Source organism: Halorussus aquaticus (assembly GCF_024218795.1).
Taxonomy (GTDB): Archaea; Halobacteriota; Halobacteria; order Halobacteriales; family Haladaptataceae; genus Halorussus; species Halorussus aquaticus.
Map to the genome: position 1 here is coordinate 1,503,456 of NZ_CP100400.1, position 21,416 is coordinate 1,524,871.

Below are 21,416 nucleotides of genomic sequence, written 5' to 3' on the forward strand. Positions count from 1 at the left end.
CGGACGCATAAGCGTTCGAGGCGGACCCGGAGACGCCGCGTCTCACTCCAGTCCGACTTTCTCGGCGTACTCCTCGAACACCGCCCACGAGGGGTCCACCTCGGGTGGTTCCACCTGCTCGCCGTCCACGAAGACGCCCTCGCCGTCGCGCACCGCACCGATTTCGGCCGCCGGGATTCCCTCCGCGTCGAGCGCGGCCAGCACGCTCTCGACGCCCTCGGACTCGACGGTCAGCACGAGCGTCCCCTCGCTCGTGGCGGCCCACGGGTCGATGTCGAAGAACTCGCAGGACTCGCGGACCCCCGGCAGGTAGGGGACCGCGTCCGAGTCCACGTCGAGGCGGACGCCGCCCGCCCGCGCGAGTTCGACGAGCGCGCCCCGGAGGCCGCCCTCGGTCGCGTCGTGCATCGCCGTGACCGGTCCCGCCGCCGCGGCGGTCAGCGCGTCCCGGACCGGACTCATGTCCCAGAACCGCTCTTTGGCTTCGGCGAGGGTCGATTCCGGGAGGTCCACCGCGTCCTCGAACAGCGTCACGAGGAACCCCGCGACTTCGACGCCGGGTCCCTTCGTGACCAGCAGGCGGTCGCCCGGACTCGCCCCGTCGGGTCGCACGATGTCGGCGGGGTCGCCCACCGCGAGGGTGGTCGCGCCGCCGACCCACGGGTACCGGCACCCGCCGTATCTGGCGGTGTGGCCCGTCACGATGCTGACGCCCAACTCGCTGGTCACGCGGTCGAACGTCTCCCAGACGGTGCCGAACTCCTCGTCGGTCATCTCGGGCGGGAGCGTGAAGGTGACCGCGAGGTGCGAGGGCGGGATGCCCGACACCGCGGCGTCCGAGAGCGCGACGTGGACCGCGAACCACGCCGCCTTCTCGAACCCGAGCGCGGGGGTCAGCGAGAGGGGGTCGCTGGCCAGCACGACCGCCTCGCCGCCGACCTCCACGACGCCGAAATCGACGCCGTGCTGGGGGCCGAGGCTCACGTCGTCCCGTTCGGCACCGAGGTGCGGGTAGATGCGCCGGTCGAAGAACTCGCGGTCCACCTTTCCGAGGTCGGTCATTGGCGGGCGTTGGGCGGGTGCGGACAAATCGGTGGTGGTTCGGCGGCCGCGGGTCTTACCTACTGCTCGATTGTACGGCACACTGTGCCCCGGCGTTACTGCGCCAGCGTCCGCTCTCCACCGTTTCACCTCTTCCCTCCACAGCTCCCGAAGCGCCTAGTTACCCTCGGTAACTAGATGGCTAGAGGTAACTTTTTACGGGTCGCCGGAGTAGCCCCGACCATGACAGACACCGACGCGAGCAACCGACTGCCGGTGTGGTGTGCCGGGAAGGACTGGTGCCCCATCACCGCGACCGCCTCGCTCCTCGGCAAGAAGTGGCACCCCGTAATCGTCCACCGCCTGCTCGAAGGCGGGCCGATGGGGTTCAACGAACTCAAGGCCGACGTCGGCGGCATCTCCAGCAAGGTCCTGTCCGACAGTCTCGAAGACCTCGAAGACAAGCAGTTGGTGAACCGGGAAATCGTGAGCGAGAAGCCGGTCCGGGTCAACTACTCGCTGACCGAACACGGCGAGTCGCTCGAATCGCTCATCTTCGAGATGCGCGACTGGGGGATGGAACACCTCGACGCCGCCGAGGAGCAGGAAGAGGCCATCGCGTGAGTTCGGCTATCTGACCCTGATTCTCACCCTCACCGGGTAGACGCACTCGATGCCAGAACGCGCGCGGTGTAGACCTGTTTCCAGAGCAGCCAACCGCCGAGACTCACCGCGAGCAGTCCGGCGACGGTCACGCCGACCGCGTCCCAGTGCGTGTTCTCCAGCGTACAGGCCAGCGTCTCGGTCGCGCAGGCCTCGAACAGTCCTCCCTCCACGGCGCTCACGTACACCAGCCACGCGCCCACCGCCGCGGAACCGACTCCGCACGTCGCCTTCGCCGCGCTTTCCGAGGGTGACGGCGGGTCGGCGAGTATCGCCGCGCGGACCTCCTCGCGCGGCCCGACTCGCTGGGAGAGGACGGCGGACCCGAGCAGGAGCAGCGCCGCGGGCGCGAGGAAGAGACCGATGGACCACATCCCGACGACCGAGAGTCCGGTCAACAGGAGCGCGGCGACCCAGACGAGTGGCGTCCGGTTCGTCCACGCGCCGATTCCACCCGCGAGCGCGAGACCGACCGCGACCAGCACCCAACCGGTGAAGAACACGTCCGCGCGCGGTCCCGCCGAGAGCAGAATCGCGCCAGCCGCGCTGGCGGAGAGGACCGCGAGCGCGCTCAGCAGGTGACTTGCCCTTTCGACCGACTCGGAGTGGCTCGCCGAGACCATGAGTTGCCTTGTCGGTTATGTAACTAATACGTTCGGTCGACGCGCTCGGCGGTTACTGCTTCACGCCGACTGATACCGGAGATACGGAATCGGGGCCGGAAGCGCCCACCGAGCGAGAATCCGGTTAGCCCGAGCGCGGCGCTACTGCCGTTCGTTCATCCCGCGAAGCAGGAACTCCTCCAGTTCGTCCGGGTTCGGGATGTTCCGTGCCTTGATGACCGTGGCGGCCGTCTTCCCGGCGGTCGCGATCTGGACGTGGCCGATGCCCAGCAGCGTTTCGAGGAAGCCGCGGCTGGCCTCGACGCCCCTCACGTCCCCGATGAAGGCGTTCCGGCGGCGGTTGCCGAGGAACCGGAACGACTTGATGAACCGATTGCTCGTCACGTAGTAGGTCGTCAGCGAGTTCGCCCAGAACCGCCAGAGACCGACCGCGAAGACGTACGCGCCGAGCGCCACGCAGGCGAACGGGTAGGCGTACGGAACCTGCGTGCCGACCAGCAGGTAGCCGCCGACCCCCAGCAGGACGACGCCCGCGAACAGTTTGACGAACGCCACCCGGAGGGTCGGGTGGAACTTGTCTGTCACGGTCTCGCCGTCGTGCATCTGCGGTTCCTCGGGAGCGACCGTGTGGACGTAGAGACCGCCGACGACCACGAGCGCCCCGAGTGCGAACAGAGGGTACGAGGCCAGACGGTTGTACGGTACTGCGCTCCCGTTGACGTACACGCCCGCGGCGACGAACAGGCCACCGAAGAGCGCACTCCAGAGTGCTGGTTTGCCTCTCGCCATCGTTAGTTCTCCTTCCGCATCGAGTACACCAGTCCGACGACCGACAGGGCGAATCCCGAGACAGTCAACATCCACGTCGAGACGTTCCCGCGCAGGACGCCGTCGCCCGCGACGAACAGTCCCCGTCCATCGCTGGCGACCGTCGTGGCGTCGCGCAGTGGGGCCTCCGTGGTCGCCGACGAGGCGGTGGTCGAACGCGGCGTTTCGGTCCGGTCGGTCGTCGCCCGAGCGGTGGTCGCGCGCTCCGTCCCACCGCCGGTTCCACCGCCGGTTCGCGTGCTCTCGGTCGTCGCCTCTCGGGTCGTCGATTCCGTCGTCTCGACCGTCTTCTTCCGGCGGTACGCTTTGATACCGTCCTCGTGGAGCGCGTAGTAGTGGGTCGCGCTGGCGTCACCGCCCCAGATGTCGAGGTACTCCTTCTCGGTCTCCCACGTGACGATGCCGGTGTCGCTCCTCGTTCCGCGGACCGCTTCCTGGTCGCCGAAGTCGGCGACGTAGAAGAGGCGGCCCGCGTCGTAGGTGAGACCGCCCGCGACTCCCTGTCCCGACTGCCACTTCTGCTCGCCGGTCGCGCGGTCGTGCCCGAAGACGCGCTGGTCGCCTTCGTAGACGACGCGGTCGGCACCGACCGCGACCGCGCCCACGCCGTCACCGTCGGAGCGCGCGCTCCACTGCTCGGTCCCGTCGGCGGCGTCGAAGAGCGTGACGCCCGCGACCTCCTCTCCCCGGAGGTAGTTCGCTGCGAGGTGTCGTCCGTCGGGCGAGAGCGCGAGGTCGGCGTCGACGGCGTACGCGTTCTCGCCGCTCGCTATCGACACCTGCCACTCGGTCGCGCCCGAATCGGGGTCGAACGCGTAGACCGCGCCCGACGAGGCCTCGCCGCCGGACCGAGCGTAGACGTACTCGCCGACGACCGGCGCGGCGGGGTTCTCGCCCGACAGCGTCTCGCGCCACTTGGTCTCGCCCGAGTCGAGGTCGATGGCGTAACACTCCCCGTCCTCGGTCACGGCGTAGGCCACGGTTCCGGCGACCGTCACGCCGTTCACGTAGGCCGACAGCGACCGATGCCAGTTGTCCGTCATCGACTCGCGGTCGATGCTGTACAGCGACCCGTCTTTGGCACCTGCGGCGACGTAGGAGTCACTGGCTCCGACGCTCACCATGTCCTTGCCCGTGGCGGTCGTGCCGCGAACCGCTCCGTCGGCGGTATCGAAGGCAGTCACGCTCCCCGACGTGTCCGCGACGAACACCGCGTTCCCGTGGACGACGCACTCGCCGGGCACGCCCCCGAGAGTCGCCGTCCAGTCTGGGACCGCCTGCGCCGCCAACGCCGGAACCGGTCCGACGGCGAGCGCGGCCGTGACCCCCGTCGCGGTGGTCAACAGTTCTCTCCGCGTACACCCGTCCGTATTGACATTAGTTCTCATAAATATCGAACCGTCGCACTGTCCGCACGCCCGACAGTATTCCTCGTGGACCGTCCTAATAGCTGCATTACGATTGTAGCTCCCGACGCCATCGACTCGCTTCCGGCGATAGCGACGATAGCAATGTACTTCCAACCGTGGCAAAGGAGGCTTCTGATAAGAAGGTTACTGTATACGCAAACAAATAGTACAGGATATTATGACAGTTTCGGGGGGGAAGATACGTCGCGCGAACCGCCCTCCGCCGAGCGTAGCTTTACATCCGAAGACGGGACGAATTCCGCCGATGGGACACCGCGCACTCCTCGCGTACCGCCGCGAGGGCGACGACACCGACTCGACCGACGCTTCCGACGACGGACCGGCCACCTACGACCTCCACCGTTCGCACTGGGGCGGTGCCGACTTCGCGCTCGCGGGCCGACTCTCGGCGAAGTCGCCCTACGCCGCCGACACCCCGTTCGCCGTGGACCCGTCTCCAGTTGCCACCGACCGCTCGCTGGCCGACATCGCCGCGAACTCCCTCGACTTCCTCCACCACGAGGCGTTCTACCGGATCGAACTCGACTACGAGATGACGGCGTTCCACGTCCTCTGGTTCGGTCTCGAAGCCGACAGCGACACCGTCGAGCGGAGCGAGACGGTCGGTCACGGCGCGCTGGTCGAGGTCCACCCGGAGGGGGACGACTCCTTCCCGCAGTGGTTCCGGGGAACGAAAGCGGTCGTCGGCGACGCGGTGGACTGGGGTGCGCTCTCTCCCGAGGCGGCGACCGAGTACCTCGCCCGGCGCGTCGAGACGCGGGCCGACGACCGGACGGTGATAGCTCCCGACCGAGCGTCGGACGGCGGACCGGTGGACGACTGACTCCGCCAAACCGTCGGACGGCGGACTCCTCGACCGGCGACCGCGCGGTACGCTCGGCGGGGCGACGCGGGCCGCTTTAGTGCGTTCGCCGCCTACGCGGACCCAGTGACAATCGCAGACGGCGACTCCGCCACCCTCCACCGCCCGGACCCCGAGACGGCCCGCGACCGCGTCGCCGCGGCCGTCGCCGCCGAGAACCTCGTGACCGTCTTCGGTCGGTGTACCGTCGAGTACGAGGGCCGGGCCGCCAGCACGCTCGGTCCCGGCGACCGACTGGTCGTCCTCAAGCCCGACGGCACCGCGCTGGTCCACACCGACGAGGGCCAGAAGCCGGTCAACTGGCAACCGCCGGGGTGTACCCACGAGGCGAGCGTCGCCGACGGCGAGTTCCGGATTCTCAGTCGCCGGGCCTCGCCCGAGGAGCGACTGGTCGTGGCGTTCGAGCGGGTCGAACAGCTATCCACGTTCGACGTGACCGACCGGAACGACCTCGCGCTCCAAGGCACCGAGGAGGACCTCCGCCAGCGCGTCCTCGACGACCCCGACCTCGTGGAAGCCGGGTTCCGACCGCTCGCCACGGAGCGCGAGACGCCCGCCGGGGCGGTGGACATCTACGGGAAAGACCGCGACGGCGCGACGGTCGTGGTGGAACTCAAGCGCAAGCGCGTCGGCCCGGACGCGGCGGGTCAGCTATCGCGGTACGTCGAGGCGCTGGACCGCGAACTCCACGCCGACGCCGAGATTCGCGGTTTTCTGGTCGCGCCCTCGGTGACCGAACGCGCCCGAGAACTGCTGGCCGAGAAGGGGTTGGAGTTCGTCTCGCTCGGTCCGCCGGAGTGACGCCGCTCAGGTCGAGAACTCCTCGGCGTCGAGGGGCGTGGCGGTCCGCCAGTAGTGGTCGAGGGTGTCCTGCGCCCACGAACGCACCGCCCGGTCGTCGGTGTCCACCGACGCCTGCAGGACGCCGTTCTCGTCGCGCAACAGCAGGTGGACCGCGTCGTCGGCGACCGTCACCGCGAGCGGAATCCCCTCCTCGCGGACGCGTATCTCCGCGCCGTCGGCGTCGAGCAGCGACGCGAACTGTTCGCGCAACCCCGAGTCGTCGGCGAGCGCGTCGATGGCGTTGCGCGAGAGGACGCCCCGGAACGTCGCGTCGCCAGCGACGGTCCGGTCGCGAATCAGTCCGAGGCTCTGCTCGTTGAACGCGTGGGAGAACGCCCGGACCTCCTCCGCGTCCCCGAGCAGGTCGAGGACCCGCTGGACCGGCGCGTTCGGCCGCATCTGGCTCGGAACGGTGATGGTGGCGTCGGCGAGTCGCCGGAGGTCGAAGTCCATCGCATGGGTCGGCAGGTAGCGCACGATGTCGCGGAGGTCGCCCTCGATTTCGAGAATCTCCAGCAGGTCGGTGAACCCCTCGGCGACGAGTCGCCCGGTCGCAGTCGCCGCGTACTCGCCGTCTTCGCGGCGAATCCACGACCGCTCCTCGAAGTCGCCGAGGATGCGACCGAGGGTCGCCTGCGACGCCCCGGTGGCCGCCGCGAGGTCGCTCCGCGTGCGTCGGTCGGCGGCGAGCAGGCGCAGCACTTCGACTCGATTGGGCGAGAGCGCGAGGAACTCGATTTCCTCCAGCGCGGACTCCATGACCGACAGTCGAACCGCTCGCGGTAAATCGCTTTCGTACCGTGAAACGATTTCACGCCTCGACCGACGTCCGCCGACTCACCGCCGTTTCTTACCGTGAAATAGTTTCTAAATGAAACTATAACCCCGGCGCTCCTACCGTGTCGTATGATTCGTTCTCTCGACGCGCCGCACCTCGCAGGTCCGGCGCACGCGATACGCGAGGAGGCGGCGTGACCGTGGTCGAACGCCGCACGCTCGTCTTCTTCGCAGTCGCCAGCGTCCTCTTCGGCGGCACGTTCGTCGCCGCGAAGGCCGGTCTCGCTTACTTCCCGCCCCTGCTGTTCGTGGCGCTCCGGTTCGACGTCGCGGCCGCGGCGCTGCTGGGGTACGCGGCGCTCACGACCTCGCGCGAGGACCTGCTCCCCCGGACCCGCGGTGACGCCGCGGGCATCCTCGCGACCGGGATTCTGGCCATCGGACTGACGAACGCCCTGCTGTTCGTCGGTCAGCAGTACGCCTCCAGCGCCGTCGCCTCCATCGTCTTCAGTCTGAACCCCATCCTGACGCCGGTGTTCGCGGCCGTCCTGCTCTCGGACGAGCGCCTCTCGGCGCGCGGGGCCGCGGGGATGCTCCTCGGTCTCGTCGGCGTCGGTCTGGTCGTCAGCCCCGACCCCGCGAACCTGCTCGGCGGCGACGCGGTCGGCAAGGCGATTCTGTTCGCGGGCGCGGTGAGCGGCGCGCTGGGGAGCGTCCTCATCCGGTGGGCCGACGGCGACCTGTCGAGTACGGTCCGCACCGCGTGGGGCCTGCCCTTCGGTGCGCTGCTCTGTCACCTCCTGAGTTGGTCGGCCGGGGAGTCGGCCGCGTCCATCTCGTGGACGCCGGAGGCGCTGGCCGCGCTCGGGTACGTCGCTCTCTTCGCCGGTGCGCTGGCGTACATCGCCTACTTCGGACTCCTCGACGTCACCGGCGCGATTCGGGCGAACCTCGTCTTCTACCTCGTGCCGGTCGTGGCGTCGCTGGGCGGGTGGGCGTTGCTCGGCGAGGACATCTCGGCGCTCGCGGTCGGCGGGTTCCTCACCATCTTCGCCGGGTTCGCGGTAATCGGCAGCGAGTCGATAGACGTGCGGGGGCGCTTCCGGTCTCCGTCCGCGGAGCGCGCGCTGACCGACGGCGGGCGACCGACCGACGAGCAGTACGGTTGCGAGTCCGACTGACCGACCGGGTCACTCGACTTCGGACTTCGGTTCCGGTACGCCGAACCGGACTTCGTGGTACGGGAGGTCGCCTGCTCACTATCGGACGTGCGACGCCCGCCGCTGCGAGTCAGAAGTTGGTCACCTTCGACTGAATTCGGCCGTCGTCCACCGCTGGCGTCTCCTCCTCTGCGTCCCGGAAGTACCGGGCCAACTCGTCCAACCCGACCTCGTCGCTCTCGTGGAGATACGCGACCTCGGTGAGCGACAGGTCTTCGCCCCGTTCCAGTTTGTGGCGCAACTGTTCGGCGGTCAGCGACTGGAACGTCAGGTCGAGGTCCACGGTGGCGACCCGGTCGTCGTTCACTTCCGCGAGGTTGACCGCCTCGTTGAGCACCGTCTCGAACTCGAGGTCCGTGTCCTTCGTCGCCCGGTAGAGGAAGGCGACCCCAGACACCAGCGCGTCGAACGCCTCCGTCCCGTCGATGTCGCCGAGTCGCTTCTCGGTGACGAGTTCGCGGTCTCGCTCCGAGAGGTGCTCGACGAGTACCTCGAAGTCCAGCAGCGCGTGGTAGATCCGCTCCCGGATGCGGCCCCGAGCGTTCCGCTCGGACTGGACGCTCGCGTGGTCGGCCTCCCCGCGGAGGTACGCTCTGTCGGCCCGACTCAGGATGCCACGGTCCCGCTCGTCCTCGGTCATAATCTGATATGGGTTATGATGTGCGTTTACCATTTATATAGATAATGGATTTTGGATTATGTCCGGCACACTCGGCAAAACGCTTATAGGTTCCGTCGATGATGGTTCCGACGCGACACAATGAGCGAGTCCGTCTCAGACGCCGACGCCCCCGAGGCATCGACCCGGTCGTTCCAAGCGACTGTCAACGCCGACGCGATTCAGACCGCCGTCGACCTCGTCGCCGCGCTCCTCGACGAGTGTCACCTCTCGTTCGACGAGGACGGCGTCCGGATGTGGGGGATGGACCCGGCGACGGTGGCGTCTGTCGACCTCACCTTGGAGCGGGCGGCGTTCGACGACTACGAGGCGACCGGCGTCCGGAGCGGCGTCGACCTCTCCCGACTCGGCGACGTCGTGGGAATGGCCGACCGCGGCCAGTCGGTTCACCTCGCACTCGACCACGAGACCCGCACGCTGGAGATTCGGTTCGGCGGTCTCGAGTACGCGCTGGCGCTTATCGACCCGGAGACGATTCGACGGCCCCCGGACCGGCCCAGCGAGAACTTCGACTTCGAAGGTGGCGTCGTCGCCGACGCCGACGACTTCGACTGGGCCGTCCGGGCCGCGGACATGGTTTCGGACCACCTCGCCCTCGGTATCGACGCCGAGGAGGACGCCTTCTTCGTCGAGGCCGAGGGCGACACCGACGACGTGTCGCTCGTACTGACGGCCGACGACCTCGTCGAGGTGAGGTCCGCGGAGGTCCGGTCGCTGTTCTCGCTCGACTACCTCTCGGTCATCGGCCGCGCGATGCCCTCGGACCTCGACGTCGACCTCCGACTCGGGACCGAACAGCCAGTCGCCATCGAGTACGAGTTCGCCGACGAGGCGGGGTCGGTAGCGTACTTCGTCGCGCCACGCATCTCTCGGCAGTGACCACGGCAGTCGGCGCTACTGCACCTCTGTCTGACCTCTGGAAAACGAGATTACCTACTCCACTTCGCGCTTCAGTTCCGCCAGTTCGTTCATCGCCTCCAGCGGCGTCATCGTCGCCACGTCCACCTCGCGGAGTCGCGCGGCGAGTTCGTCCTCCGCACCGTCTGCGATGGCCTTCGGTGTCGGTTCCGAGTTGTCGTCTTCGACTCCCCCGGTCTCGGGGTCCGACTCCTCGACTTCCACGTCGGCCGACTCCGCCTCGCTAAGCAACTCCCGCGCTCGCTCGACTATCTCGTCCGGAACACCGGCCTCGCGGGCCACCTGCACGCCGTAGGAGGCGGTGGCCGCGCCCCGGCGCACGTCGTGGTCGAAGACGACCTCCTCGTCGGTCTGGTCGGCGGAGAAGTGGAGGTTGAACGCCCGCGGCAGGTCCGCGGCGGTCCGGGTGAGTTCGTGGTGGTGGGTGGCGAACAGCGTGAGCGCGCCCACCTCGTCGTGGACGTGTTCGGTCACGGCGCGGGCGATGGCGAGACCGTCGGTGGTGCTGGTTCCGCGGCCCACCTCGTCCAGCAGGACCAGCGACTCGTCGGTGGCGCTCTCCAGAATCGAGGCGAGTTCGGTCATCTCGACCATGAACGTCGAGCGGCCCCCGGCGATGTCGTCGCTCGCGCCGACCCGGGTGAAGACGCGGTCCACCGGGTCGATGCGGGCGCTCGCCGCCGGGACGAAACTCCCGGTCTGGGCGAGGACGGTGACGAGCGCGACCTGCCGCATGTACGTCGATTTCCCCGACATGTTCGGGCCGGTGATGACCGCGAAGGAGTCCTCGGCGTCGAGGCGGGTGTCGTTGGGCACGAACGACTGCTGGGTCCGCTCCACGACGGGGTGGCGGCCGCCCTCGATGCGGATACCGTCCCCGCCGATTTCCGGGCGGACGTAGTCCCGCGTGGCCGCGACCTCAGCCAGCGCGGCCAGCACGTCGAGTCGGGCGAGCGCGTCGGCCACGGCCTGCACGCGCTCGGACTCGGCGGCCACCGACGACCGCACCTCGCGGAACAGGTCGTGTTCGAGGTCGTCGGCCCGGTTCTCGGCCCGCAGAATCTCGTCCTCGCGCTGCTTGAGTTCGGGCGTGTAGAACCGCTCGGAGTTCTTCAGGGTCTGGCGGCGCTCGTAGTCGTCGGGCACCGCGTCGAGGTTGGGGTTCGTGACCTCGATGTAGTAGCCGTGGACCGAGTTGTGGCCCACCTTGAGCGAGTCGACGCCGGTCCGCTCGCGCTCCTTCGCTTCGAGGTCGTCTATCCACGCCTTGCCCTCGCGCTCGGTCGCCCGGAGTTCGTCGAGTTCGTCGTCGTAACCGGGCTTTATCACGTCGCCTTCGGTGATTTCCCGCGCGGGGTCCTCCCGAATCGCGCGCTCGACGAGGTCCCGGACGTCGGCGAGTTCGTCGAGGTTCCCGCGGAGTTCGGTCAGCAACTCGGACTCGAAGTCGACCATCGCGGCCTTCAACTCGGGCACCACGTCGAGGGTGGCCTTCAGCGAGCGCAGGTCGCGGGCGTTGGCCCGCCCCCGCGAGATGCGGGCGATGAGGCGCTCGATGTCGTACACGTCCCGGAGCAGGTCCCGGGCCGCCTCACGGGCCTGCACGTCGTGGGTCCACTCCTCGACGGCGTCGAGTCTGGCCTCGATGCGGTCGGGTTCGAGCAGCGGACGCCGGAGCCAGTCCTTGAGCGTCCGACTTCCGAGCGCCGACGAGGTCTCGTCCAGCACGCCGAGCAGGGTCACGTCGGCGTCGCCGTGGACCGTCCGGCGCTCGAACAGTTCGAGGCTGGCGAGCGCCACCCGGTCCAGCAGCATGTACTCGCGGGGTTCGTAGCGGGTCAGGTGGTTGAGGTAGTCGAGGTGCCCGTCTTCGCCTGCATGCCCGTCGGCACGTTTTCCACCGCGGGTGTACTCGGCGTACGCGAGGAGGGCACCGCAGGCGCGGACCTCCACGTCGGCCGCGAGCAGGGCGTCGGGCGACCCGAAGTAGCGCTCGACTCGGTCGGCCGCGGCGTCGGGGTCGAACGCCTCGGCGTCGTAGGGCGAGACCATGCAGTCGGCCTCGAACGGGTCGGCGGTGGCGTCGGGTTCCGTGATGGCCTCGGCCGGGGCGAACCGACTCACCTCGTCGGCGACCAACTCCTCGCGGCGCGCGCTGGTCGCGTAGAAGTCGCCGGTCGAGACGTCGAGCAGGGCGACGCCGTAGCGGTCGGGGTCCTCCGTGAGGCAGGCCACGAAGTTGTTGTCCTCGGTGTCGAGCAGTTCGTCCTCGGTCAGGGTGCCGGGGGTCACGATTCGGGTGACCGCGCGCTCGACCACCCCGGTAGCGTCCTCGGGGTCCTGCACTTGGTCGGCGACGGCGACCCGGTAGCCCGCGTCCAGCAGGGTCTCGATGTACGACTCGGCGTTGTCGATGGGGATGCCCGCCATCGGATACGTCCCGGTCGAGTCCTCGCGCTTGGTCAGCGCGATTTCGAGCAGTCGCGCGGTCCGTTCCGCGGCGTCACAGAACGTCTCGTAGAAGTCCCCCACCTGAAACAGCACGAGCGAGTCGTCGTACTTCCGGCACAACTCGAAGTACTGACTCATCATCGGCGTCAGGTCGTCCTCGTTCTCGGCCATCTTCTCGGGTGGCCCCAGCGCCGCGTCCATGAGTGATAGTAGAGTGGCCCGAGCCAAAAATAGGAATCGGATGCCGACGGCGGGATTGCTCCCCGTCGTCCGACTGCTGTGCGGTCACTATTGTTCAATCAGTAGCTAGCTTTTCCCGTTCACCGACCTCTGCGGTGTGGTGAACTGCGTACGGGAGTGATAGCTGGCGCTGTCGAAACGCTTCGACTCTGCCCGGAGTTGGGGTGGACGATGCGTGGTGCGAACGTATCGCTGACCGAGTTTGATTGGTACTGATACTGATTCTCTGAGAGTTATCCCGTCGATTGCAGGTTGTCTGAGTCGGACTGGGGCATCGCGTCGGTCTCTCGTCGCTTCCGAATCCAGCGGAGACTGAGACCGATGACAAACCCAAGTGAAGCGAGGACGAGTGCTTCAGGGAACGTACGCTCAAACGCCGCAACCGGGTCGAGATAATAATTCTCGATCGCCGTGGGAGACCCAATCGTCCAACTGACGTTCCCATACACGGGACTCCAGCCAAGGAGGATACTCGGGAGATACCCTTCATTTAGATACGCATGAAGGGCGGCGAGGCCGATAACGAAGAGCATGCCTGTTGCGTGCCAACTCGGGAGGTATCCATCGAGTAGGAACACCTCGTGAAGCGTCTCAATCACTCCACCCTCGAATTTCGTAAGAAAGAGGGCATATTCCAACACCACACCGACGATGGCAAACCCAACTGCGAGTATGAACGCCTGTCGTGTCCTCGACCACTTCTCCCCAAGAAGCAGGTCGGTGAATCGGTCAGACCCAAGGCTCATAGAGCAAAGTTGTTGCTCAAATTACTAATATGTTCTTCCCGTTCCAATTGGCTCAAAACCGAAACGATAGATAAACGCTCTATATCACGCGTATTCGGAGTTGTACTGTTCGGGAGAGAGGATTCCGACGAGGTTGTATCTTCCTTTCTCCTCTCTCCCATCACATCACCGACCGCTCGCCCACTCGACGACGGTCGAAGAAGAACCGCCAGAAGCCGCCGAGAGCGGAACGGCTAACCGGCGCTGGCACCGTAGAGTTACGCGTGACCGACCAGAACGCAACGACCGCGGACAAGCCGGTTCACCTCCGCGACGCCGACGAACTCGACGCCTTCGTCGCCGACAACGACCTCGCGCTGGTGGACTTCTACACCAAGGGCTGTTCGCTCTGTCAGGCCATCGAACCGGTCGTCGGGAACGTGGCCCGTGCGACCGACGCCGCCGTGGGGATGCTGAACCCCCGCGACGACCTGTCGCTCGTCGAGGCGTACGACGTTCGGAGCGTCCCGACACTGCTCCTGTTCGAGGACGGCGAACTCGTCGGGCGGATGGCGGAGGGGTTTCGGGGGACCGAGGCAGTCGTCGAGTTCGTGGAGTCGAGGGGCGAGACGCAGTAGCACAGTTCGTTTCGGAATCGGATTTTCGGTGCTTTTCGGAACGCGAATTTCCCGGAGCAATCCAGTCGATTGCCTCGCTGCAGTTCGCCGACTGCTCCGCGAGGGCTTTTGTCGGTGGCGGGCGTGCTCACGGCGACGCCGGTCGTTCGCGGCGCACGACCACGATAGAGAATCCGGTGTTCGTACTTGCCTCGAACGAGGGCGTGTTCGGCGTTCCCCACGGCATCCTCTCGTCGCGCGACGAGTGGATAGCGCTGGCCATCGGTCTCGTCGCCGTCGCGCTCCTCTACGACGGCGACTTGGACCTCAGACCGCGGGGAACCGCGGCTATCGTCGGCGTCGCCGTCTCGCTCGTTCTCTCCGGCGTCGGTCCGCCGGTCGTGACCGACGAGTGGCACGTCCCGGTCGTGGTCGTCGTTCTGGTGTTCGGCGGTGCCGCCGTCCTGTTTCGACGGTGACCGACGCGGGCGAGCGACGGCGACCCCCGGCCGTCGGTGACGATTCGGCTCAACTGACCGCGGACGACGGTGTCGCTTCCCCGACGAACGTCTCGATGATCTCGGAGCCGAACCCGCGCTTCGAGAACACCGTCACCAAGTCGCCGCTCCGAATCTCGGTGTCGCCCTGCGGGAGGAGGACCGACTGGTCGCGCTCGATGGCGACGACCCGAACGTCGTCCGGGAGAACGTCGTTCTCGTCGGCGGCGGCGAGGCTCCGACCGGTGATGGCGCTGTCCTCGCCCACGGTAATCTCGAATATCTCGGCGTCGCCCGAGAGGTGCATGAAGTCCTTTATCGAGGGTCGCTGGACCGCCCGATAGAGATACTCCGCGATGAGTTGCTCCGGATTTTCGAGGGCGTTGACGCCGAGCCGTCGGAAGAGGCTCATGTGCTCGGGGTCGTGGACGACCGACACCTGCGAGGGGATTTCGAGTTCCCGAGCGAGTAGCATCACCATGATGTTCGTCGCGTCGGACTCGGTCGTGCTGATGATGGCGTCGGCCCGGTCGCCGCCCGCCTCTTCGAGCGCCTCCATCGTCGTCGCGTCCCTGTTCAGCACGAGGCAGTCGTGGTTCCGGGAGATGTCGCTGGCCACTGCCTCGTCGCGTTCGACGACGACCACGTCGTGGCTCTCCCTGCTGGCGAGTTCGACGAGCGGAGACCCGATGTCGCCTGCGCCAACGATAATTACGTACATGCTAGATTGAGGAACACAGAATACTATAAAAGTAGTTGGTTGCGATTCCGTAACTCTAAGTGGGATGGTTCCGAAATCCGGAGCATGTCCCAAGACTCCGACAACCGGTCCGACTCCCCTGGCTCCTCGCTCCCCGACGACCTCGCGGAACGTCTCTCCGACCTGTCCGAGTCCGAACTCCGCGCGGTCATCTCCCACGCGGAGTCGCTCCTGCCGCGACCGCCGACGGTGACGGACCTGCTCGAAGCGCGCCCGGGAGAGGAGATTCTCGACGTCGAAGAGCGCGACGGCTACGCGAAGGTCGTCAAACGCCAACCGTGCGCGCAGGGTTGCGAGGAGTGTCCCCACGGGCCGTACCTCTACCACGTCCGAGTGGAGAACCATCCCGAAGACGGAGCGGGACCGTCCCTGCACTGGGAGTTCGTCGGACTGGTCAAGTAACCGTAGAGCGTGACCGGCGTAGTGACTACGTCTCGGAGCGACGGAGGACGTTACTGCTCGCTGAACGCCGCTATCGTCTCGTCGTCGATGCCGGTCCGCGAGAAGAGGGTGACCACGTCGTCGGGATTCATCTTGGTGTCTCCCTTCGGCGTCAGCATCTGTTCGTCGCGCTCTATCGAGATGATGAGCGCCTCCGAATCGATGATGCCTCGCTCGTTCGCCTCCTGAAGGGTAAGTCCGGCAATCGGTGCCGAACGGGTCACGGTGAGTTCCACCACTTCCGCACCGCCCGAGAGGTTCATGAAGTCGGTGATGGAGTGGCCCTCGGGTCCGTCCTCGGGGCCGAACGCGTCGTAGGGACCGCGATACTCCTGCTGAATCAGGTTCTCCTCCTCGATGTCGATGCCGAGGGCCGCGAGGTCCCGCGCGACGCGCGAGAGGTCGGCCATGTCCTCGCCGACGGCGGTCACGTGGAGGTTCCCGCGTCCCGTCATCAGTTCGCGGACGCCGATGACGCCGGGGATGTCCGCGACCTGCTTGGCGATGCGCTCGCGGTCGGGGACGTCGGTCGAACAGATGAAGAGGTTCCTCAGCCGACGTTCCGCGCGCTCGTAGTCGATGCGGACGTGATACCCCTCTATCACGCCCTCGGCTTCGAGTTGCTGGATTCGGTTCCGTATCGTCCCCGCCGAGACGTTGACCTCCTCGGCGATGTCCGGGGCCGAGATACCGCGTGCGTCCCGAGCGAGGTGGTAGAGGATGCGCTTGTCTATCTCGTCCAAGCGAACGCTCATACTTCGGAGGTGGGCGAGCGGGGGTAAACCGCTTCCGACTTCGGGTATCGCCGCCGCTCGGCGGTGCGACGCTCGTTCTCTCGATAGGCTGATAGTGATTCCCCGGTGGGATTTCGGAATGCTCAATTTTGACGTGTGTGATGACTGCCTGCAAAACCATACTTATATACTCTAGAAGGATAACCTCCCGACTAACGAGAGAGGTTACGCATGACAGACACACTACTACAGCGAATCGTCCTGCCGGTCGCGTCGGTGGAGGACGCCGAGGCGACCTGCGAGCAGGTGCTTCCTCGACTCCGAGACGGCGGCGGTGAGGTGTTGGCCGTCCACGTCGTCGAGAAGGCAGGCGGAGCGCCCGACAAGGCCTCCGTCGAACAGCGCGAGGAGTGGGCGCGCGACATCTTCGCGGTCGTCGAGGAGGGCCTCGCGGCGGACGGAATCGACCTCGAAACGCGAATCCTCTACGGCACCGACGTCGCCGAGGCGATACTCGACGCCGCCGACGAGTTCGACGCTTCCGCCGTCGTCTTCACCCCCCGAGGCGGCAGTCGGTGGCTCAAGCTCCTGACGAACGACACGGCGACTGGCCTCGTCCGGAACGCCGACAGGCCGGTCGTCGTCCTGCCGGACGAGGCGGAGGCGAACGGATGACCGACCAGGAACTCGCCCGTGACCTCGGCTTCCTCGAAGCCTACACCATCGGTCTGGGCACGATGATCGGTGCGGGCATCTTCGTCCTGCCGAGCATCGCGGCCGAGGCGGCGGGTCCGGCGAGCATGATTTCGTTCGCCGTCGGCGGTCTCGTCTCGCTGCTCGCGGCGCTCTCGCTGTCGGAACTCGCCACGGGAATGCCGAAGGCTGGCGGGAGCTACTACTACGTCAACCGGTCGCTCGGGAGCTTCTTCGGGAGCATCGTCGGATGGGGCATGTGGGGCGGCCTGATGTTCGCGTCGGCGTTCTACATGCTCGGCTTCGGCCAGTACCTCACGTACTTCGTCCCGATGGGTTCGACGGGCGTGGCCATCGCGGCGCTCGTCATGGCCGCCATCCTGACCGGCGTCAACTACCGGGGCGTCAAGGAGACCGGCGCGCTCCAGAACGTCATCGTCCTCGCGCTGGTCGGACTCATCATCGTCTTCATCGCGTTCGGCGTCCTGAACGTGGACATGGAGACCCTCGACCCGTTCAACCCGAACGGATGGCCCGCAGTCGCGGCCACTGCCGGGACGGTGTACGTCACGTTCATCGGGTTCGAGGTCATCGCCACCAGCGCCGAGGAGATTAAGAATCCGAGCCGCAACCTCCCGCTGTCGATGATTGCGGCGGTCGTCACGCCGACGCTGATGTACGTGCTGGTGATGTTCGTCAGCACCGGCACCCTCTCCATCGACGCGCTCGCCACCTCGAACATTCCGGTCGCCCGCGTGGCCGAGCAGTTCCTCGGCGAAATCGGCGCGATCGCGATGGTCGTCGGGGCGGTCCTCGCCACGGTGTCCAGCGCGAACGCGTCCATCCTGTCGGCGGCCCGCGTCAACTTCGCGATGGGCCGGGACAAGATTCTCACCAACTGGCTCAATCAGGTCCACGAGCGCTTCCGCACGCCGTACCGCGCCATCGTCGCCACCGGCGCGGTCATCCTCGCGCTCATCGCCAGCGGCGTCCCCATCGGGACGCTCGCGGAGGTCGCCTCCTTCTCGTATCTCGTCACGTACGCGCTCGTCCACGTCGCGGTCGTCGTGATGCGGCGGGCCGACCCGGACGACTACGACCCGGCGTTCCAGATTCCGAGCGTCCTCTACCCGGTCGTCCCGATTTTGGGCTTCGTCGCCTGCATCGCGATCCTGTTCCAGATGAGCTGGGTCGTGCAGGCCATCGGCGTCGCAATCGTCTTCGTCGGCGTCGTCTGGTACTTCGCGTACGCGCGCGACCGCGCTATCACCGAGGGACTGGTCGGGGAGGCCATCGCGCCGGAACCGACGACCGCCGCCGACGGCAAAGGCAACTATCGGGTCGTCGTCCCCGTCGCGAACCCCGACACCGAGCGGGACCTGCTCTGGTTGGCGGCCGCGAACGCCCACGCCCACGAGGACGAACACGCCGAAATCATCGCGGTCAACGTCATCGAAGTGCCCCAGCAGACGTCGCTGTCTCAGGACCTCGAGTTCGAGAACGAGCGCGTCGAGCGCCAACAGGAACTGCTCGACGCCGCCCGGAACATCGCCGAGGACCTCGACATCGGTCTCCGGACGCGAGCGATAGTCGGGCGCGACGTCGGTGACGTCGTTCTCGACGTCGTCGAAGAGGAGCGGGCCGACCACGTGCTGATGGGCTGGAAGGGGTCCCGGAGCGCCCGCGAACACATCCTCGGGTCGAACATCGACCAAGTCGTCCAGCACGCACCCTGCGAGGTGACGCTGGCGAAACTGGCGACGACCGAGCGTCAGGACGTAGTGCGGGACGTCGTCGCGCTCGCAGGCGAAGGACCGCACGCTCCCGTCGCCGCTCGTCGCGGCGCGGAACTGGTCGATACCATCCCGGGAGAGGGGTCGCTCACCCTGCTCAACGCCCAGCGTCCGGACGACGAGGAGGACCCGCGCGAGCGCGGCGAAGCCGTAATCGCGGACCTCGCCGAGCGCGCCGGTATCGAGTACGTGGACTACGAGAGCGAAGTCGTCGTCGGCGACGATATCGAGCAGACGCTGCTCGACGCGGTCGCTGCGTACGACACGGTCTGCGTCGGCGCGACGCGTTCGGGGTCGGTCTCCCAAGCACTGTTCGGGTCGATTCCGGAGACGATAGGCGAGCGAGTGGACGCCACCGTCGCCATGGTTCGCGGACCGAAGCAGACGGCGCGGAGCGTCCGCGAAGGCGTGATAGACCGCCTGAACTCGTAACCACGCCGGTCCGCTCCGGCTCCGACCACGGTTCGGCTCCGACAGACAATCGCCGATTACCGATTTTCCAGCGCGAGTTACCGTCCAGCGATTCGACTCAACACGCTCCCTGTGAACGCCCGGCCCGCGCCAGATTCCCGGCCAGCAGGCCGACGCTGACGACGAAGAACAGCGCACCGACCGGCGAGGCGAGGTCCACGAACAGCCAGTAGAGCGGCGCGGCCGCCGACGGCCCGACCGACACCACGGCCAACTCCGAGATGACCGGGCCGCAGCAACAGCAGGCGTTCGGCGCGGCCACGGCCGCGGACCCGGCGGTCGCCTCCGCGCCGCCGCTCGCGGCGTTGGCTCGCCACTGGTAGGCGAGGAGAGCGGCGTTCAGTCCCACCAGCACCGCGACGAGACCGACGAGCAGCGCCATTCCGACAGACACGACGCCGCTCAGCGGCGTGGTGCCGACGAAGTCGTGGAAGTGGAACTCGACGGCGGGCCAGTAGACCAGCGGGTTGGTGACCTGCGAGGTCGTGACGAAACTCCGGTTCAGGTTCACGCCGCTGCCGACCTCGGGCACGAACGTCAGCATGCCCATCGAGAACATGAAGAACAGTCCGGCGACGACGCCGGTGCCGACGCCGAACCACCGGGCGGCACGGTCGGTCAGCGCCCGCGCCAGCAGGTCCCAGCAGTCCCGCCGGACGACGTACCCGACCGTCACCGGGACGGCGAGGGCCAGCAGGTAGCCGACGGGGTTCGTCAGCGGTCTCGGCACGAGGACCGGGTAGGCGACCCACAGGCCCAGTAGCATCCCGAGCGCGGCGTACCGGGGGTCGTCGGGCCAGCGCATCCGGCCGACGACGAGACTCCCGACGACGATTGCGAGACCGATACCGAGCGTCAGCGGGCCGTACCACGCCCGCGAGATGGGGGGTTGGCTGGTCGCCAGCGTCTCGACCGGCGAGAGTTGGACCAGACCGACCGCGCCGATTGCGGCCACCACGATACCGGCGAACGCGACGCCGAGCGCGGTCGTCGGCGTCGTGCGGTGACGCGCGTACGCGCCGCCGACGGTCACGACGACGCCGACGACGAGGACCGCGAGCGCCATCCACTGTGGCATCGGCGGGGCCGCCTCGCCGCCATGGGCCGAGGCGACCGGCACCGCGCCGAGCGCGCTACAGAGGGTCCCAGCGCGAGCGAACGAACGAGTGTCCATGTCCGACTCTCGTCGTCGCGCCTGTATGTATGCGTTGGAACGACGACGACGCGTCCGGGACGCCCGCCGCGACAGTGACGGAGACGGCGGTCGCGATGCCGTCGCCGGGGTCGGAACTACTCGTCGTCGCTCTCCACGCTCGGGTGCATCTCCGGTTCGTCCGGGTGCGGTTCGCCCAAGTGCTCGCGCATCGCCGCGAGCGACTCCTCCTCGCGGCGCTCGCGCTCCTCGTCGTCGATTTCCTCGCACCCGGGCGGCACCTCCCGGCCGCGACCCGTGAAGTACCCCTCCGGAGCGACCCAGTCGTGGTAGAACGGTCGGTCGTCGTCTTCGAGGAGCGTCACCGCGACTTCGGCCCCGTGCCCGGCGGCGACGACGGCCTGATGGGGCTTCCCGGCGAGTCGCCCCGCCGCGTAGAGACCCTCGACGGTGGTCCGTCCCTTCTCGTCGGTCTCCACGAACGTCTTCCCGCGCTCTCTCAGTTCCACGTCGAGCGGTTCGAGGTAGTCGGTCGCGTTCTTGGTCGCGGCGACGACGTACCGCGACCGATATCGGTCGCCGTCGGCCGTCTCGGTCACGAACCCGTCGTCCGTCGCCTCCACGCCGGTGGCCTCGGTCTCCCTGTACTCACAGCCAGCGCGTTCGCCCTGCTCGCGCATCATCTCCAGCAGCAGTCGGGCGTCCACGCCCGCGGGGAAGCCGGGGTAGTTCTCCAGCGCGGCGTTCCGCCGGAGAATCGACCCGCCGCCGTCGAGGACGACCGTGTCGAATCCGTGTCGCGCGGTGAAGACGCCGGCGGAGCGACCCGCGACGCCGCCGCCGACGATAAGCACGCCGTACGTCTCGTCTGGCATGGTTCTCGGTTTCGTCTCGGTGAGGGTCCCCAATAGCGTGTTCGAAAGCTCGCCCGGTCCCGGCGAACGTCGGGGACCGTCT

At 67.3% G+C, this 21,416-nt stretch carries 22 protein-coding genes; 10 read left to right on the forward strand and 12 right to left on the reverse strand.

The features are described from left to right. Positions 1-42 precede the first annotated feature (42 nt). Complete coding sequence (locus NGM06_RS07800; protein ID WP_254269727.1) at positions 43-1,062, reverse strand: AIR synthase family protein; 1,020 nt, start codon at positions 1,060-1,062, stop codon at positions 43-45. Positions 1,063-1,284: 222 nt separating this feature from the next. On the opposite strand from NGM06_RS07800, the gene NGM06_RS07805 reads away from it, so the two are divergent. Then, positions 1,285-1,665, forward strand: a complete 381-nt coding sequence (locus NGM06_RS07805) for a winged helix-turn-helix transcriptional regulator (RefSeq protein WP_254269728.1) — start codon at positions 1,285-1,287, stop codon at positions 1,663-1,665. Positions 1,666-1,694: 29 nt separating this feature from the next. Here the strand turns inward: NGM06_RS07805 and NGM06_RS07810 are convergent, their stop codons facing one another. The 3 genes from NGM06_RS07810 to NGM06_RS07820 all read right to left on the reverse strand — a co-directional run bounded on the left by NGM06_RS07810 (position 1,695) and on the right by NGM06_RS07820 (position 4,498). Further along, a complete protein-coding gene (locus NGM06_RS07810) occupies positions 1,695-2,327 on the reverse strand; it encodes a hypothetical protein (RefSeq protein WP_254269729.1) in 633 nt (210 codons plus the stop codon). A 141-nt stretch (positions 2,328-2,468) separates the two neighbouring features. Further along, positions 2,469-3,116, reverse strand: a complete 648-nt coding sequence (locus NGM06_RS07815) for a PH domain-containing protein (protein ID WP_254269730.1) — start codon at positions 3,114-3,116, stop codon at positions 2,469-2,471. A gap of 2 nt (positions 3,117-3,118) precedes the next feature. Further along, the gene (locus NGM06_RS07820) at positions 3,119-4,498 is read right to left on the reverse strand and encodes an outer membrane protein assembly factor BamB family protein (protein WP_254269731.1); all 1,380 of its coding nucleotides are present in this window, start codon (positions 4,496-4,498) and stop codon (positions 3,119-3,121) included. A gap of 331 nt (positions 4,499-4,829) precedes the next feature. On the opposite strand from NGM06_RS07820, the gene NGM06_RS07825 reads away from it, so the two are divergent. Together NGM06_RS07825 and nucS are read left to right on the forward strand one after the other, a co-directional pair. After that, positions 4,830-5,408 (forward strand): DUF6735 family protein, encoded by a 579-nt coding sequence (locus tag NGM06_RS07825; protein ID WP_254269732.1) that lies wholly within the window; start codon positions 4,830-4,832, stop codon positions 5,406-5,408. Positions 5,409-5,513: 105 nt separating this feature from the next. Next, positions 5,514-6,248 carry an endonuclease NucS gene (gene nucS / locus NGM06_RS07830; RefSeq protein WP_254269733.1) on the forward strand — a complete coding sequence of 245 codons (735 nt, stop codon included), beginning with the start codon at positions 5,514-5,516 and terminating at the stop codon, positions 6,246-6,248. Between the two features lie 6 nt (positions 6,249-6,254). Here the strand turns inward: nucS and NGM06_RS07835 are convergent, their stop codons facing one another. Beyond that, positions 6,255-7,049 (reverse strand): helix-turn-helix transcriptional regulator, encoded by a 795-nt coding sequence (locus NGM06_RS07835; RefSeq protein ID WP_254269734.1) that lies wholly within the window; start codon positions 7,047-7,049, stop codon positions 6,255-6,257. Between the two features lie 218 nt (positions 7,050-7,267). Between NGM06_RS07835 and NGM06_RS07840 the strand changes: the two genes are divergently transcribed. Beyond that, positions 7,268-8,248 carry a DMT family transporter gene (locus tag NGM06_RS07840; RefSeq protein ID WP_254270005.1) on the forward strand — a complete coding sequence of 327 codons (981 nt, stop codon included), beginning with the start codon at positions 7,268-7,270 and terminating at the stop codon, positions 8,246-8,248. 109 nt (positions 8,249-8,357) lie between these two features. On the opposite strand, the gene NGM06_RS07845 is transcribed toward NGM06_RS07840, so the two are convergent. Next, entirely contained in the window at positions 8,358-8,927 is a 570-nt protein-coding gene (locus tag NGM06_RS07845; protein ID WP_254269735.1) for a DUF8102 family protein, read from the reverse strand. A 120-nt stretch (positions 8,928-9,047) separates the two neighbouring features. Between NGM06_RS07845 and NGM06_RS07850 the strand changes: the two genes are divergently transcribed. Continuing rightward, complete coding sequence (locus NGM06_RS07850) at positions 9,048-9,845, forward strand: DNA polymerase sliding clamp (protein WP_254269736.1); 798 nt, start codon at positions 9,048-9,050, stop codon at positions 9,843-9,845. A gap of 54 nt (positions 9,846-9,899) precedes the next feature. Here NGM06_RS07850 and mutS read toward each other — a convergent pair whose 3' ends face one another. Continuing rightward, on the reverse strand, positions 9,900-12,536 hold the full coding sequence (gene mutS, locus NGM06_RS07855; protein ID WP_254269737.1) for a DNA mismatch repair protein MutS: 2,637 nt from the start codon (positions 12,534-12,536) through the stop codon (positions 9,900-9,902). 272 nt (positions 12,537-12,808) lie between these two features. Next, positions 12,809-13,321 carry a hypothetical protein gene (locus NGM06_RS07860; RefSeq protein ID WP_254269738.1) on the reverse strand — a complete coding sequence of 171 codons (513 nt, stop codon included), beginning with the start codon at positions 13,319-13,321 and terminating at the stop codon, positions 12,809-12,811. Between the two features lie 263 nt (positions 13,322-13,584). Between NGM06_RS07860 and NGM06_RS07865 the strand changes: the two genes are divergently transcribed. Next, positions 13,585-13,938 (forward strand): thioredoxin family protein, encoded by a 354-nt coding sequence (locus NGM06_RS07865; protein WP_254269739.1) that lies wholly within the window; start codon positions 13,585-13,587, stop codon positions 13,936-13,938. A 176-nt stretch (positions 13,939-14,114) separates the two neighbouring features. After that, positions 14,115-14,396, forward strand: a complete 282-nt coding sequence (locus NGM06_RS07870) for a hypothetical protein (RefSeq protein ID WP_254269740.1) — start codon at positions 14,115-14,117, stop codon at positions 14,394-14,396. A gap of 49 nt (positions 14,397-14,445) precedes the next feature. On the opposite strand, the gene NGM06_RS07875 is transcribed toward NGM06_RS07870, so the two are convergent. Next, positions 14,446-15,135, reverse strand: a complete 690-nt coding sequence (locus tag NGM06_RS07875) for a potassium channel family protein (protein WP_254269741.1) — start codon at positions 15,133-15,135, stop codon at positions 14,446-14,448. Positions 15,136-15,219: 84 nt separating this feature from the next. Between NGM06_RS07875 and NGM06_RS07880 the strand changes: the two genes are divergently transcribed. Further along, positions 15,220-15,576, forward strand: a complete 357-nt coding sequence (locus tag NGM06_RS07880) for a hypothetical protein (RefSeq protein ID WP_254269742.1) — start codon at positions 15,220-15,222, stop codon at positions 15,574-15,576. Between the two features lie 50 nt (positions 15,577-15,626). Here NGM06_RS07880 and NGM06_RS07885 read toward each other — a convergent pair whose 3' ends face one another. Further along, positions 15,627-16,370 (reverse strand): winged helix-turn-helix transcriptional regulator, encoded by a 744-nt coding sequence (locus tag NGM06_RS07885; protein ID WP_254269743.1) that lies wholly within the window; start codon positions 16,368-16,370, stop codon positions 15,627-15,629. Between the two features lie 210 nt (positions 16,371-16,580). Between NGM06_RS07885 and NGM06_RS07890 the strand changes: the two genes are divergently transcribed. Together NGM06_RS07890 and NGM06_RS07895 are read left to right on the forward strand one after the other, a co-directional pair. Then, the gene (locus tag NGM06_RS07890; protein ID WP_254269744.1) at positions 16,581-17,024 is read left to right on the forward strand and encodes a universal stress protein; all 444 of its coding nucleotides are present in this window, start codon (positions 16,581-16,583) and stop codon (positions 17,022-17,024) included. After that, a complete protein-coding gene (locus NGM06_RS07895) occupies positions 17,021-19,267 on the forward strand; it encodes an amino acid permease (RefSeq protein WP_254269745.1) in 2,247 nt (748 codons plus the stop codon). The genes NGM06_RS07890 and NGM06_RS07895 overlap by 4 nt, the downstream gene beginning before the upstream one ends. Positions 19,268-19,364: 97 nt before the next feature. On the opposite strand, the gene NGM06_RS07900 is transcribed toward NGM06_RS07895, so the two are convergent. Both NGM06_RS07900 and NGM06_RS07905 read right to left on the reverse strand, forming a co-directional pair. Further along, a complete protein-coding gene (locus tag NGM06_RS07900) occupies positions 19,365-20,480 on the reverse strand; it encodes a hypothetical protein (protein WP_254269746.1) in 1,116 nt (371 codons plus the stop codon). A 116-nt stretch (positions 20,481-20,596) separates the two neighbouring features. Beyond that, complete coding sequence (locus NGM06_RS07905) at positions 20,597-21,334, reverse strand: NAD(P)/FAD-dependent oxidoreductase (protein WP_254269747.1); 738 nt, start codon at positions 21,332-21,334, stop codon at positions 20,597-20,599. Positions 21,335-21,416: the final 82 nt, after the last annotated feature.

Excerpts from the sequence above, each read along its gene's own strand:
- NGM06_RS07860 (WP_254269738.1), bottom strand. The coding sequence starts at position 13,321 with ATGAGCCTTGGGTCTGACCGATTCACCGACCTGCTTCTTGGGGAGAAG.
- NGM06_RS07800 (WP_254269727.1), bottom strand. The coding sequence starts at position 1,062 with ATGACCGACCTCGGAAAGGTGGACCGCGAGTTCTTCGACCGGCGCATC.
- NGM06_RS07905 (WP_254269747.1), bottom strand. The coding sequence starts at position 21,334 with ATGCCAGACGAGACGTACGGCGTGCTTATCGTCGGCGGCGGCGTCGCG.
- NGM06_RS07875 (WP_254269741.1), bottom strand. The coding sequence starts at position 15,135 with ATGTACGTAATTATCGTTGGCGCAGGCGACATCGGGTCTCCGCTCGTC.
- NGM06_RS07850 (WP_254269736.1), top strand. The coding sequence starts at position 9,048 with ATGAGCGAGTCCGTCTCAGACGCCGACGCCCCCGAGGCATCGACCCGG.
- NGM06_RS07890 (WP_254269744.1), top strand. The coding sequence starts at position 16,581 with ATGACAGACACACTACTACAGCGAATCGTCCTGCCGGTCGCGTCGGTG.
- NGM06_RS07900 (WP_254269746.1), bottom strand. The coding sequence starts at position 20,480 with ATGGACACTCGTTCGTTCGCTCGCGCTGGGACCCTCTGTAGCGCGCTC.
- NGM06_RS07815 (WP_254269730.1), bottom strand. The coding sequence starts at position 3,116 with ATGGCGAGAGGCAAACCAGCACTCTGGAGTGCGCTCTTCGGTGGCCTG.
- mutS (WP_254269737.1), bottom strand. The coding sequence starts at position 12,536 with ATGGACGCGGCGCTGGGGCCACCCGAGAAGATGGCCGAGAACGAGGAC.
- NGM06_RS07825 (WP_254269732.1), top strand. The coding sequence starts at position 4,830 with ATGGGACACCGCGCACTCCTCGCGTACCGCCGCGAGGGCGACGACACC.
- NGM06_RS07805 (WP_254269728.1), top strand. The coding sequence starts at position 1,285 with ATGACAGACACCGACGCGAGCAACCGACTGCCGGTGTGGTGTGCCGGG.
- NGM06_RS07885 (WP_254269743.1), bottom strand. The coding sequence starts at position 16,370 with ATGAGCGTTCGCTTGGACGAGATAGACAAGCGCATCCTCTACCACCTC.
- NGM06_RS07895 (WP_254269745.1), top strand. The coding sequence starts at position 17,021 with ATGACCGACCAGGAACTCGCCCGTGACCTCGGCTTCCTCGAAGCCTAC.
- NGM06_RS07810 (WP_254269729.1), bottom strand. The coding sequence starts at position 2,327 with ATGGTCTCGGCGAGCCACTCCGAGTCGGTCGAAAGGGCAAGTCACCTG.
- NGM06_RS07880 (WP_254269742.1), top strand. The coding sequence starts at position 15,220 with ATGTCCCAAGACTCCGACAACCGGTCCGACTCCCCTGGCTCCTCGCTC.
- NGM06_RS07845 (WP_254269735.1), bottom strand. The coding sequence starts at position 8,927 with ATGACCGAGGACGAGCGGGACCGTGGCATCCTGAGTCGGGCCGACAGA.
- NGM06_RS07835 (WP_254269734.1), bottom strand. The coding sequence starts at position 7,049 with ATGGAGTCCGCGCTGGAGGAAATCGAGTTCCTCGCGCTCTCGCCCAAT.